Origin of the sequence: Collinsella sp. AF23-2, assembly GCF_003459245.1 — a bacterium.
Classification (GTDB): Bacteria; Actinomycetota; Coriobacteriia; order Coriobacteriales; family Coriobacteriaceae; genus Collinsella.
The window spans coordinates 58351-70742 of sequence record NZ_QRVG01000011.1 but is presented as its reverse complement, the minus strand read 5'-3'; the positions used below and the strand labels follow the sequence as shown (position 1 = coordinate 70742).

At 61.2% G+C, this 12392-nt stretch carries 9 protein-coding genes; 4 read left to right on the top strand and 5 right to left on the bottom strand.

Features of this window, described 5'->3' with window-relative positions:
• Positions 1–87 precede the first annotated feature (87 nt).
• Positions 88–927: a tRNA (guanosine(46)-N(7))-methyltransferase TrmB gene (locus tag DWY03_RS06035; RefSeq protein WP_117647468.1), complete on the bottom strand. Its 840-nt coding sequence runs from the start codon at positions 925–927 to the stop codon at positions 88–90.
• 118 nt (positions 928–1045) lie between these two features.
• Positions 1046–1918, bottom strand: a complete 873-nt coding sequence (locus DWY03_RS06030) for a hypothetical protein (RefSeq protein WP_117563514.1) — start codon at positions 1916–1918, stop codon at positions 1046–1048.
• 267 nt (positions 1919–2185) lie between these two features.
• On the opposite strand from DWY03_RS06030, the gene DWY03_RS06025 reads away from it, so the two are divergent.
• The 4 genes from DWY03_RS06025 to DWY03_RS06010 all read left to right on the top strand — a co-directional run bounded on the left by DWY03_RS06025 (position 2186) and on the right by DWY03_RS06010 (position 6679).
• Positions 2186–2899, top strand: a complete 714-nt coding sequence (locus tag DWY03_RS06025; RefSeq protein ID WP_117640543.1) for a helix-turn-helix domain-containing protein — start codon at positions 2186–2188, stop codon at positions 2897–2899.
• Entirely contained in the window at positions 2899–3795 is an 897-nt protein-coding gene (locus DWY03_RS06020; protein ID WP_158549067.1) for a DUF4097 family beta strand repeat-containing protein, read from the top strand. The genes DWY03_RS06025 and DWY03_RS06020 overlap by 1 nt, the downstream gene beginning before the upstream one ends.
• A gap of 97 nt (positions 3796–3892) precedes the next feature.
• Positions 3893–5800 (top strand): elongator complex protein 3, encoded by a 1908-nt coding sequence (locus DWY03_RS06015; protein WP_117840168.1) that lies wholly within the window; start codon positions 3893–3895, stop codon positions 5798–5800.
• Positions 5801–6679 carry a spermidine synthase gene (locus DWY03_RS06010; protein WP_117563509.1) on the top strand — a complete coding sequence of 293 codons (879 nt, stop codon included), beginning with the start codon at positions 5801–5803 and terminating at the stop codon, positions 6677–6679.
• 27 nt (positions 6680–6706) lie between these two features.
• Here the strand turns inward: DWY03_RS06010 and DWY03_RS06005 are convergent, their stop codons facing one another.
• The 3 genes from DWY03_RS06005 to DWY03_RS05995 all read right to left on the bottom strand — a co-directional run bounded on the left by DWY03_RS06005 (position 6707) and on the right by DWY03_RS05995 (position 12319).
• Positions 6707–9151: a DEAD/DEAH box helicase gene (locus DWY03_RS06005; protein WP_117563508.1), complete on the bottom strand. Its 2445-nt coding sequence runs from the start codon at positions 9149–9151 to the stop codon at positions 6707–6709.
• A gap of 116 nt (positions 9152–9267) precedes the next feature.
• A complete protein-coding gene (locus DWY03_RS06000) occupies positions 9268–10572 on the bottom strand; it encodes an ATP-binding protein (RefSeq protein WP_117840167.1) in 1305 nt (434 codons plus the stop codon).
• A complete protein-coding gene (locus tag DWY03_RS05995) occupies positions 10565–12319 on the bottom strand; it encodes a TerB N-terminal domain-containing protein (protein ID WP_231500792.1) in 1755 nt (584 codons plus the stop codon). The genes DWY03_RS06000 and DWY03_RS05995 overlap by 8 nt, the downstream gene beginning before the upstream one ends.
• Positions 12320–12392 lie beyond the last annotated feature (73 nt).

Below are 12392 nucleotides of genomic sequence, written 5' to 3'. Positions count from 1 at the left end.
TCCTATCTTTTTAGTGCCCTCGGATTGGGTCATAGTGTCTGGCGCCAATTTGCGCTTGTTTGCCGACGCCGCGACCATCAGAAGCCCCTAGGACTCTTGCGGCAGGCGCTTCTTGCCTTTGCGGGCGCGGTTTCTAAAGTTCTCGACGGCCTCTTCCATGCCCAGAGGTACATAGGTGAGCTCATCGAGGTTTTCGGGCAGGTAGCAGGCAAGGCTTTGCTCCTGCGCGCGGCCCGCCGCGAGCTGTTCATTGCTGGGCTGCGCGCCGGGTGTGGCGCAAATGCCATAGACGACGGCACCCATCTCGCGCGTGCGGCATTCGTACTCGGTCTCGGGATGCTCGGGATGGTCGCGGCGGACGTCGTCGCTTACCCAAAGCGTGTCGTAGCCGGCCGCGGCAAACTGCCCCAGGGCGTAGTCGCGCAATGGCTTACTGTCGGTTCGCAGTGTGACGGTGGCGCCGGCTGAAAAGAGCGGGCGGTAGAGCATCAGATGGTCGACATGGACGAGTCGTTTTTTGGCGTACTTGGCCTTGGGCTGCGGCGTGGGAAAGTTAATGGTAATGGCATCGAGCTCGCCTGCGGCAAACAGCTGCGGCAGCGATGCGGCGCCTCGGGGCAGGACGAGTGCGTTGGACAGCTCCTGCTCGCAGATTTTCTGTGCGGCATAGGCGATGCAGATGGGCTCCTGGTCCATACCGATAAAGAGGGTGTTTGGCTCGTGGGCCGCGCGCTCTACAAGGTACGTTCCCTTGCCACAGCCAAGATCCAGGTGAAGGTGTTCGAAGGGCTTGCTGCCAACTGGCGCGCAAGCCTCGCGCCAATCTCCGGCATAGGCCTCGGGGTTCGTCTCAATCGCATCGGCGTAGCGCTCCAGGCGCTCCTCGAGCACAAAGTTCTTAGGCGTGCGAACGTGGACGGCTCCCATGAGGCTCCTTGATCATGAGTATGGAACGCATGGCAGCACGTTCCATCAATGGGTTGAAAAGGGTGGGGCATAGCTTGCCCGAAAGTTGCGGTGCGGCTCGGCGGCAAGTCGCCGATGCCTACAGGCGCTTGAGAATCACGTAACGGTTGAGCTCGCCGCTGCGACCGTCGGCATGGAAGCGCTCAAGCTCGCGCACGGGGACCTCGCCGCTCTTGTAGAATGTGCGCACGCCGCGCACCAGGTCGGTGATCTGCTGATCGTCAAAGTGATGGCAATAGCGGTAGGCGTGGCGGTCGTTTTGCCAGCCAATGAGGTGGTCGCCGGCTTCAAACTGCGCGGAATCGTAACTTTCAAACGGCGGGGTGAGCTCGGCGCGGGCTTCGGCGCGAACGGCCTTGCGCGCCATGCGCTCGTCGTTCATAAACTCCCAAAAGCTGATGGCGATGATGCCGCCTGGGCGCGTCTGGCGCACCAGGGCGTCGAGCACGCGTACGCGGTACTCGCACGACGGCACGTGGTGCATAAAGCCAAAGCAGACCGAGATGTCGGCGAGCGGGGCGTCGAAAAGCACGTCGGGTGTCTCGGCGGGGTTGAGCTTCATGAGGGCATCGAGTACGTCGAGTTCCTGGAAGTGCAGGTTGGGAATGCGCAGGGCGTGACCGTGCGCATCGATAGCCAAATCCTGACACGAGTCAACACCATAGAACTCAAACGGGCAACTGGCGTCTGCCGAGGGGTTTGCGCCGTCGACGCCCTTGGCGGAAAGTGCGCCGCCGGCGGCAAAGTTCTCGAATCGCATGTTGCCGCAGGCAAGATCGAAGACGCGGACGGGATGCTCGATCGTGGCGACGTCGAGCTGCTCGAGCGCTATGTCCATGGTGCGTACCCAGCCGGGCCACGGTGCCTGGCGCGTATCGGAGAAGGAGGCGGAGTGCTCGCGATAGAACGTATTGTTGAGCTGAATGAGCGATGAGGCGAAATCGCGGTTCACGGCGCGGAACTCCCTCCGTTGGCGGTGCGGAATAAACAGTACGACCATACTACCGTTAACGCCGCAACGGGGACAACCGAGCTGCGGGTCATTGCTTTGTTTGGACACATTTCCGCAGCTCATATATGCCCGCAACCGCCGGTTGTCAAAAATCTCACTAGAATAGGTGGCATGCTTTTGGCGGTGGCGGATAGATTTTTAACTGTGCAAGGCGCCTTAAGAACAAAAACGGTCCGGCGGCACGGCTGGCATCGCATAGGAGGAACCATGAATGTAGAAACTGCGCAGCGGCTCGCCGACCTTCGTCGCAGCAAGGGTTTTAGCCAAGAAGGGCTGGCGCGAAAGCTGGGGCTGTCGCGCCAGGCGGTCAGTAAATGGGAGCGTGCGGAGAGCTCGCCCGATACCGAGAACCTGATCTCGCTCGCAAAACTCTATGGCGTGAGTTTGGATGAGCTCCTTAATCCGAGCGATGAGATCGAGGACGATATCGAGTTTGAGAACGAGGACCGCGCCCGTCAGCGCGAGGCCGAGGCAGCGGAGCGCGCCCGTACCCATGAGGCAGCGGCACGTGCTACCGAGGCGGCAACACAGGCGAGTGATGCCGCCGCCAAGGCGGCGCAAGCGGCAAGCTGGAGCGCGCAGGCCGCCAATGCCGCTACGGCGCAGGTGACGAGTGGCGGCGCAGCTGGCTCGACTCCGGTGAAAGGTCCGTTCCAGTCGTTTCCGTATTGGGCCGTGTGCTGGCTGCTGTTCTTTTTGCTGATGTTCCTGTTTGGTGGCTCCTTTGCCGCGCTGATCTTCTTTACAATCCCCATCTATCACTGGGTGGCGCGTGCGCTCGATGGCGATTGGGCACGCGGGGATATTCAGGTTGGTCCGGCGCCGGAGGCGGCTAAGGCTCAGGATGTTTCCGCTGCGGTTGATACTGACGTGGCTTCCTCGACCGCCGCTGAGCCGAGCGCCAAAGAAGGTGATGAATGATGAAGCTCTCGCATGAGTCCAAGGTCCGCCTGGGCGTCGGTATCGGAGCGTTCGTGCTCATCATCGGGCTTATCTTTGGCACTTCGCGGATATTGTTTCATTTTGATGGCCCGTGGGATCTCGGCGATATTGCATCCGGTTTGTCCGGTATGGACGATGTGGTTGACGGGGACGATTCTTTGGATGGCGGTAACTATTCCGCTCAGTCTCGGCAGCTTTCGAGCGAAACGTTTGATGCCGACTCATTCCAGTCCCTTGACCTGGATGTGACATCGGGTGAGGTTGAGATCAAGTGCGTTTCCGGCGGGCAGGTGCGTGTCATCGAGAGCGGTCGTGTTGCAAAGGGGGTAGCTACCTACGATGCTGCCACTCAGAATCTGGCCGAGGTTAAGGGTTCTGCGCTCAAGATTCGCCAGTTCGATTGCGATGACGAGCGCGCCATTGACCGCACGGTTACCGTCGAACTGCCGCGCGAAGTTGCCGATAACATGGTGGGCATTACAGCGAATGTAGGATCGGGCGATCTGACGGTCACGGACATTGCGTGTCATGACCTCAACTTGACTTTGGACTCGGGAGACATCGAGTTTGCGGGCACCGTAACCGACACCTTGGATGCCGAGGTCGGTTCGGGCGATGTGGCGTTCGAGCTCTACCAGGCCCCCGCGAAGTCGATGGACGTAAGCGTGGGCTCGGGCGATGTGGAGATATCGGTTCCGAACTCTACGGGCTTTAAGGCGAGCCTCACCGTGGGCAGCGGTGACTTTGAGAGCGATTTCCTTCCGCTTGGCTACGATGGCGAGACCATATTGAATGCTGAATTCGACAACGGTGACAAGTCTGCAACGTATCGTTTTAAGGTCGGTTCGGGCGACATGTCGTTCGAATCGGTGTGACATGCGGTTTTCGGAGATCGGTGCATATAGGCATGCTCTTTGATGGAGGCGCCGGGGCCGTGACTGGCTCCGGCGCCTTTGCCTTTACAATGGGGGCATGGAACAGATTATTTTGAACATACTCGAGGCTCTGCGTCGCGGCGAGACCGTGGACGACAAGGCACTCGTCAAGCTGATACATGCCGAGGCGCGCCGTGAGGGCGCCGACAAACGCGATTTGGCCAAGCGCCGCCTGCTGCCGTTTTACCAGCGGGTGAAGCGCGAGGAGCCGGCTCGTTGGGCTGGATGGAATGTCGATGCCGATCTGGAACGCCAACTGCTGCAGGTGCTGCGTATGAAGCCGCGCCGAACGGCCTCGGGCGTGGCGACCATTACCGTCATCACCAAGCCCTGGCCATGCTCGGGCGATTGCCTGTTTTGCCCCAACGATCTGCGCATGCCCAAAAGCTACCTGCACGCCGAGCCGGCGTGCGCCCGTGCGGAGCAAAACTGCTTCGATCCGTATCTGCAGGTGAGCGCCCGTTTGACGGCGCTTTCGCAGATGGGGCATGCGACCGACAAGATCGAGCTCATCGTGCTCGGCGGTACCTGGAGCGACTATTCGCAAGGGTATCAGGCATGGTTTATGTCGGAGCTCTTCCGTGCGCTCAATGATGATGCGGTGGCGGGCGTGGCGGCAAACCCCATGTTGGCGCGTCCGGGCATCAGCCGTGCCGAGGCGGGGCGCCTGCTCGATGACGCTCCCGCCGATGCCCTGCCGCCGGTGGTAACAGAGCGCCGCGAGCGCTATCGGGCTGCCGGCATTGCGACAGACGAGGCCAAGCTCGCTGCCGGCGTTGCCGACGAGCAGGAGCGTGTGGATGTTGCCGTGGGCGGCTATAACCGCGCGGTGCGTCGTCTGTACGGCCCCGGTACGCCGTGGGGCGAGGTCACCGAGTGGCAGACGGCAACGATGGAGGAGCTCGAGCGTCAGCAGCGCATCAACGAGACGGCGAAGCATCGCGTGGTGGGACTCGTTATCGAGACGCGCCCCGATGCCGTAACGCCGCAGGCCCTCACGCTTATCCGCCGTCTGGGCTGCACCAAGATTCAGATGGGTATCCAGAGCCTCGACCAGCATTTGCTCGATATCAACGAGCGTCGCATTTCGGTGGCGCAGATCGAGCGGGCGTTTTCGCTTGCGCGCCTGTTTGGCTTTAAGATCCACGCGCATTTTATGCTCAACTTGCTGGGCGCCACGCCCGAGGGGGACAAGCGCGACTACGAGCGCTTTATGACCGAAGGGGCCTTTATGCCCGACGAGGTCAAGGTTTACCCGTGTGCGCTCATCGAGGGCTCGCGTCTGGTGGGCTGCTATGAGCGTGGCGAGTGGCGCCCCTATACCGAGGAAGAGCTGCTCGATGTGCTGGCCGACGACATCGTGGTGACGCCGGCGTTCTGCCGCATCAGCCGTATGATTCGCGACTTTAGCTCCGACGACATCATGGTGGGCAACAAGAAGCCCAACCTACGTCAGCTCGTCGAGAACCGCCTGGCTGCTCGGGGTGACGGTGCGACGGTGCGTGAGATTCGCTATCGCGAGATCAGCACGGCGGGTGCCGACCTGGACGAGTTGACCCTTGATGAGGAAGTGGCGTACGAGACGCCGGTGACTTACGAGCACTTTTTGCAATGGGTGACGCCGCGGGGCAAGATCGCGGGCTTTTTGCGGTTGTCGCTGCCCGATCGCGCTTTTGTTGCCGCGCATGTGGACGAGCTGCCGACGACGCCGGACGAGGCGATGATTCGCGAGGTGCACGTGTACGGTATGGCGGCGCGCGTGGGCGACCAGGGTCAGGCGGCGCAGCACCATGGATTGGGACGTTTGCTCGTGGAGCGTGCGTGCCAGATAGCTCGGGATGCCGGTTATACGCACATCAACGTGATCAGCGCGATTGGTACGCGCGAGTACTATCGCCATCTTGGGTTTTATGACCATGGACTCTATCTGCAGAAGGAGCTCTAGATGAACAAGCCAAGTGTTTCTGCCGGCGTCGTTGCCGGCGTTGCCCTGGGAGCCGCGGCGCTTGGTGCGGCCGCCGTCGCTGTTCGCGCTGCCTGTTTGCAGGTCGCGAGGACCCGCAACGGGCTGGCGCGGGTGAAGCGCATGCACAATGAGGGCGGTGACGAGGTCCGTGTGCTCGTGCAGGGCGGCGTCTACCAAAGCGCGAGCTATGTTGGCGATCGTTGGGCGGAGCCGGCCTTTGCGTACTATCGTGCATTTGACGATGTGTTTGAGGCCGAGGATGCAATGCGCGACGCTTATGGTCACGGCATCGACCGCATGCTTATGCTCGGCGGCGGTGGGTTTTCCTATCCCAAGTTTGCACTGTTGTCGCATGAGGGCTTGCGTATGGACGTCATCGAGTATGACGGAGAGATAACGCGCTTGGCGCGCCGTTGGTTCTATCTGGATGAACTGGAGCACACGGTGGGCGATCGCCTGCGGGTGATTACCGCCGAGGCTCGCTCGTATCTGGGTGTGACGAGCGTGGGCCATCGTCGCTACGACGTCGTTGTGAGCGACTGCTTTGGCGGTGCCGAGCCTGTGCGCGAGCTGGCGACCGTTGAGGCGCTGCGCCTGGTGCGGGGCAGCCTGAATGCCGGCGGCATCTACGTTGCCAATATCGTGAGCGCAAACGAGGGGAGCGATGTGACGTTCCTGCGCGATTGCGTTGCCACGGCACTTGAGGTGTTCAACCGCGCTTGGGTGGCGCCTTGTGGCGATACGGAGTTCGGCGGCGAGGAGAACTACCTGCTCATCGCCAGCGACGGCGACTACGCCTTTGCCGAAGCCGTGCCCTTCGACACCGACTTCCTCGGCACCGTCCTTCACGACAAGTAAGTCTCCCCGTCCCAAAAAAGACTGGTCTTAGGCGTGGTCGCGCCAGCCGAGAACGCGCTGCTTCATACCCTCGATGTCGAGCACGCCTTCGGCAAAGCCCTTGCGCACGAGCTCTTCGGGAACAAACTCGTCGTAGCGGTCAAAGTAAGGCACCTCGCCAGGATAGACGAGCTCGATGGGATCGAAGTCCTTTTCGGCCTCGGCGGCGAGCACCTCAAAGAACGTCTCCTCGTCGGCCTTCATCTTAAACTGCATAAAGTACGGGCGTGACGGATCGAGCCCGCGAAGGCCCAGCTCCGCGGCACATTTAATCTTGAGCATGCGCTCGAGCGCCAAAAAGGCGTAGCTGCCCAGCCAGGGGAAGAGCACCCAGGTATCGCCGCCCAGGTTAATGAGCGGCTTGGTTCCCGCCCCCGAAATCTCGGCGGTATGACGAGCCTGCGCCAAGCGGGCCCGTGCGTTACCCATAAGGTACGGATATGTCGCGTGCTCGTTGAGCGCCTTGCGCATGCGCTCGAGCACATGCGTGTTAATGTCGCCGGGGCAGTCGCCAAAGTAGGCCGGCACCCGGCCCTTGACCTGCGTGGCAAAGACAGTGTGGCGCTTCCAGTCCACTTCCTCGACAATCCAACAGTGTCCGGCGATGGCGATGCGCTCACCGGGCGGGGGCGGATTAACGATCGTGCCCAGCTCGGCCGATTCGCTCCGGACGGTAAACTCCTCGTTTTCCTGGAACACGGCGTAGAACTTAAAGTTGTTGATGATGCGCTCGCCCGCGAGACCCACGATGAGCCCGCCACCTTCGGTGACCTGGATATGGTCGATCTTAATGAGGTGACGTAGCAGCACGCGGTAATCGTCTGCCGAGACACGGTGGAAATAGCTGAGCGTGAGCACGCGCTGGGCAAGTTCGGCCGGCGTGAGCTCGCCGGTGCTGGTGAGGGTCGACATAGTCTGGTGATAGAGCAGGCTGTAGGGGAGACGATCGAGCTTGGGTGGCTCGACCCACTTTTCCTCGCGATAGAGTTGTACGAGCGCGATACCCTGCAGGAGCTTCCAGGGAATGGTTTCGGGCATCATCGTGCGCGGCTCGGGCTCTTCCTCGCGCATGACAAACCACATCTCGGGCGGAAGATCGCGACGGCCCGTGCGCCCCATGCGCTGCAAAAAGGAGCTAACGGTAAACGGCGCGTCAATCTGGAAGGCGCGCTCCAGGCGGCCGATATCGATACCGAGCTCCAACGTAGAGGTGGTGACGGTTGTCTGCGTCTGCTCCTCGTCGCGCATGAGCTCCTCGGCCGTCTCGCGTAGCGATGCCGAAAGATTGCCGTGATGGATGAGAAAACGGTCGGGCTCGTGCCGGCTCTCGCAGTAGCTGCGCAGCATGGAGCACACGGCCTCTGCCTCCTCGCGCGAGTTGGCAAAGACCAGGCATTTGCGGCCGCGCGTATGCTCAAAGATATAGCCCATGCCGGGGTCGGCGTTGTCGGGCGCCGTGTCGGTGGGGTTGAGAAGCGCCTGCTCGGTCGCTCGTGGGATGTCGACTTCGCCCTCGGGGGCCGAGGAAGTGCGACGGTCTTTGGGAGCGGCCTTGCCCCGCGCCTGCTCACGACGTTGACGGTGTTCTTCCTGTGTAAGCTGTCCGCTGTGGCACATGTCTTGTCCGGATGCGGGCAGCGCCGCGGGCGCCGCCGTCTCAATACGCTCGCAAGCAAGCACCTCGGCTTCTTGTGGACCTGTGCCTACGAATCCTCGTTGCTGAGCCTGGGGGCCCGAGTTGTAGAAGTGCTCCATGGAGATGCGCCACACGCGGTGCGGTTCCTCAAAGCGGGGGATAACGCAGTCGCGCCCCGTTCCCTGCGAGAGAAAGGCGCCCGTGCGCTCGGGGTCGCCGATGGTGGCCGAAAGGCCAATGCGGCGGGGCTGCACGCCTGCCATGCGCGAGAGGCGCTCGATAAGACAGAGCGTCTGCCCGCCGCGGTCGCCGCGCATGAGCGAATGGACTTCGTCGATAACCACATAGCGCAGGTCGCAAAACATGCGCGGGATCGCCATGTGCTTATGGATCAGGAGCGCCTCGAGCGACTCGGGCGTAATCTGTAGGATGCCGCTCGGTTTTTTGATGAGTTTGGCCTTGTGTGATTGCGAGACATCGCCATGCCAGTGCCAGACGGGGATATCGGCTTCTTCGCACAGGTCGTTGAGGCGGACGAATTGGTCGTTGATGAGCGCCTTGAGGGGGCCAATGTAGAGGGCGCCCACGCTTGCGGGCGGGTTCTCCCAAAACTCGGTCAGGATGGGAAAGAAGGCTGCCTCGGTTTTGCCGGAAGCCGTGGATGCCGTCAGGAGCACATTATCTTGCGTGTTAAAGATGGCATCAGCTGCTGCAACCTGGATAGAGCGTAGGCTCTCCCAATCGTGGGAGTAGATGAAGTCTTGGATAAACGGGGCGTAGCGGTCAAAGGCGTTCACGGGGCCTCCTTTCAACAACGAATCTCTCAACGCGGCTGGCAACGGCTTGCTGCATTACTGCTTCAACGTTTGCCCAGATAAAACCTGCCAAAATAAACCTGTCCCTTTTTGGTAGGTTAGATGGTGAACTCGGCGAAGTTGCGGTTGCCGCCTGCGGTGCCGGTGTCGCCTGTTGCGGCTGCCGGCGCCAGCGCGTCGCCGCCGACGCCTTGCAGCAGCTCGGCCACATTTGCATCGGGGTTCTGACACAGGATATCGAGCAGCTCGATAAAGTCACGGATAACCTCACGCGGCGTCAAGTGCGTATCGGTTCCCACGCGGCCGAACTCAATCTTGAGAAAGTCCACCAAGTCGTTTTCGGCAAGCGTGGGCGTCCAGCCAAAGTAGCCGGCATGGATCTGCATGAGTTTTTCGATGAGCACCAGTAGCTCCTCGTAGGTGAGTGGCTGCAGGCGGATGATGGGCGCGAGCATGTCCTTAAGGTCTTCGCGCGCAAAGCGGCCCTGAGCGAGTCGGCTGCGCAGGGCCTCGTAGGAGAACACGCCGCGGCGGCGGTCTTCGATGGAGGTTGGCGTGCCGCCCATGATCATGCCCAGGTACTGCGCCTTGCCCTGGAGCGTGTCGTTGTACATAGTCAGGATCTTCTCGTAGTTGTATTGGCGCGTGATGGCGTTGGGAATCTTATACAGATTCACGAGCTCGTCGATGAGCACCAGCATGCCCTTGTAGCCACTGCAAACCAAAAAGCGCGCAATGAGCTTAACGTAGTCGTACCAGTCGTCATCGCTGATGATGGTCGAGGAGCCCAGCTCGGCGCGTGCCTCGCTCTTGGTGCGGTATTCGCCGCGAATCCATTTGGTCACGCGGCTCATGGTCTCTTCGTCGCCCCCGGATGCGGCCATGCGATAGCGGCGGAGCATGCGGGTGAAGTCGAAGCCGTGGACCATCTCCTCGAGCGGGGCCAGTTGGGCATTGACGACCGACTCGTCGACGTCGGCACACGAGGCGACCCAGCGATCCAGAATAAGGTTGAGCGCACCGCCCTCGGGGCGCGTCTTGGTCGATATATTGCGGATGAGCTCGCGGTAGGTGGCAAGGCCCTGTCCCTGACCGCCCTGCAGGCGGCGCTCGGGCGACAGGTCGGCATCAGCGACGACGAACCCCTCGCCCATGGCGTGCGTGCGGATAGTCTGGAGCAAAAAGCTCTTGCCGGCGCCGTAACGACCGACCAGAAAGCGGAAGCTCGCGCCACCGTCGGCGATGAGACTCAGATCGGTGAGCAGGGCGCGGATCTCGACCTCGCGCCCTACGGTGATGTAAGGAAGGCCGATGCGCGGGACCACGCCGCCCTTGAGCGAGTTGAGAATGACGGCAGCGACGCGCTTGGGCACGCGAGGTGCTGCGGATGCGGTATCACTCATGGTCTAGGTATCCTCTCACGTCTGCTTCGTAGTCCTCGATAATCTGCGGCCCTGCTGCGCTAAATTCAATTACGGTGTCGCCCACCAGGTCAAAGAGCGCCTCGTTGATGGTATCGACGAGCATGTCCTCGCTCTGCTCCGATTGCACTACCGCCGATTCCGCCTGTACTGCGTTGTGCTCGAGCAGAGCGCGGAGATAGGCGTTTGCGGCGGGCGCGAGTTCGTTTGTGGCGTCAGCGGGCGTAGCAGCTGCGAACGTGGGCGTCGGCGCGAGAAGCGGTGCCACGACACCAAACTGTTCGGTGGATATGGTCGGCTCGTCGGACTCGTCCTGCCCTGCAGCCGCCGCGACCGCCTCGACCATCGCGTCGGCTACGGGCTCGGCTTCCGGTTGCCCTGAGTCCGCTGCCTCGGCTTCTGCGGACGAGCCGTCCTCGCGTTCCTCGTCAATCAAAAGCGCCTCGCGCGTTTGTGCGGCGGCGCTCCGAATATGCCCCAGCTGACTCAGATCGATATCGATCTTGACGGGCTGGTGTGCGGCGTCCCACGAAAGCCATGCCACAATCTCGTCATCGATAATCTTGGCCAGATATTTGGGGACCTTTTCTTCCTTAAGGGGATGGGCAGGGTCCAGCGCCAGGCGCAGGCGTTGGTCGCAGGCGCGCATCATTTCACCGAGCTTGCTGCTCTTTTGCCTACTACCGTGGATACGCATGCATTCCCAAAAGCCGTTTTGGCAACGGTAGATATGGATGGGGTCCAGACGGTATTCGCAGTCCTCGTGGCGCTCGGGCGCAAAGAATACGGCCGAGGCAAACATGGTGTAGGGCATTGCCGTCTCCTCCCCAAATAAACTTGCCACGATGCCGGTCTTTCGGTGCGTGTCATAGTAGCGCGCCATGCGGACATACACGGCGCACGCCACGTGGCGCAGATCGCGGTGGTGGCTGCGGTCGAGCCGCGAGCTACTTAGGTTGTACGTGGAGAGGGCGTTGATGGCGGCCATGAGTCGCTCCTCGCGCACCTCATCGGGCGGAAGGGGGAGCGTGGGCTCGGAGGTTTTGCGACGCTTAGGGGTCTGGCCGGACGGTGCCGGTACAAGGTCTCGTGCCGCGCGCCGCAGTTCGATAAGGGCGTTATCGAACATGACGGTTTTAGAGTCGCGAAGCAGCTTGGGGTCGAGCCCGTGGAACACGGCGTAATCTTGCAGCCACACGCGCGCAAACCGGTCGATGCCGGGCTCGAAGGCGCGATAGACATCCCAAAAAGCCCTGATCTTGTTAAAACCATCGAGTGGATCATCTACGCCAATGCCGCAGATCAGCTCATAGAGATACAGAAAGGCAAAGGACGTAGACGTTTCCTCGACGGTTCCGCGGCGCACTTGGGCACGCCAGGTAAAGTAGCCGCGCAGCTGCCGGTCGCTCATGGCGTTGTAGGTGGGAAAGTACGACTTAAAGGTGCCGTTGTAGGGACAGTCGTCCTCAAAGTCGGCCATCAGCAGGCCCTGGCGGTAAAAAAGCTCGGCTTCCGAAAGCCAGCGGCCCGCACCGCCCTTGGGGTCATCCTGCCAGCGCGATATCTCGCGCATTTTACGGTACTGGTCGGGGAGGAAATTCTGCATCTGTCGGCCGGTTTTGAGAATCGGCTCGTCTGCGTAGGTTTCGTTTGAGAAGCGGGCGGACTGATGGGTCCGGGCCTCGGCCATGATGCGCTCGATGAGCATCTTGATGTCCTGGTCGGCCACCGCTCCTCCTCTCGAACACAGCTACGGTGACCTCATATCATAGCACAGCATCAAACAGATGTTCGAGATGCCG

Excerpts from the sequence above, each read along its gene's own strand:
- DWY03_RS06025 (WP_117640543.1), top strand. The coding sequence starts at position 2,186 with ATGAATGTAGAAACTGCGCAGCGGCTCGCCGACCTTCGTCGCAGCAAG.
- DWY03_RS06035 (WP_117647468.1), bottom strand. The coding sequence starts at position 927 with ATGGGAGCCGTCCACGTTCGCACGCCTAAGAACTTTGTGCTCGAGGAG.
- DWY03_RS06000 (WP_117840167.1), bottom strand. The coding sequence starts at position 10,572 with ATGAGTGATACCGCATCCGCAGCACCTCGCGTGCCCAAGCGCGTCGCT.
- DWY03_RS06015 (WP_117840168.1), top strand. The coding sequence starts at position 3,893 with ATGGAACAGATTATTTTGAACATACTCGAGGCTCTGCGTCGCGGCGAG.
- DWY03_RS06020 (WP_158549067.1), top strand. The coding sequence starts at position 2,899 with ATGAAGCTCTCGCATGAGTCCAAGGTCCGCCTGGGCGTCGGTATCGGA.
- DWY03_RS06010 (WP_117563509.1), top strand. The coding sequence starts at position 5,801 with ATGAACAAGCCAAGTGTTTCTGCCGGCGTCGTTGCCGGCGTTGCCCTG.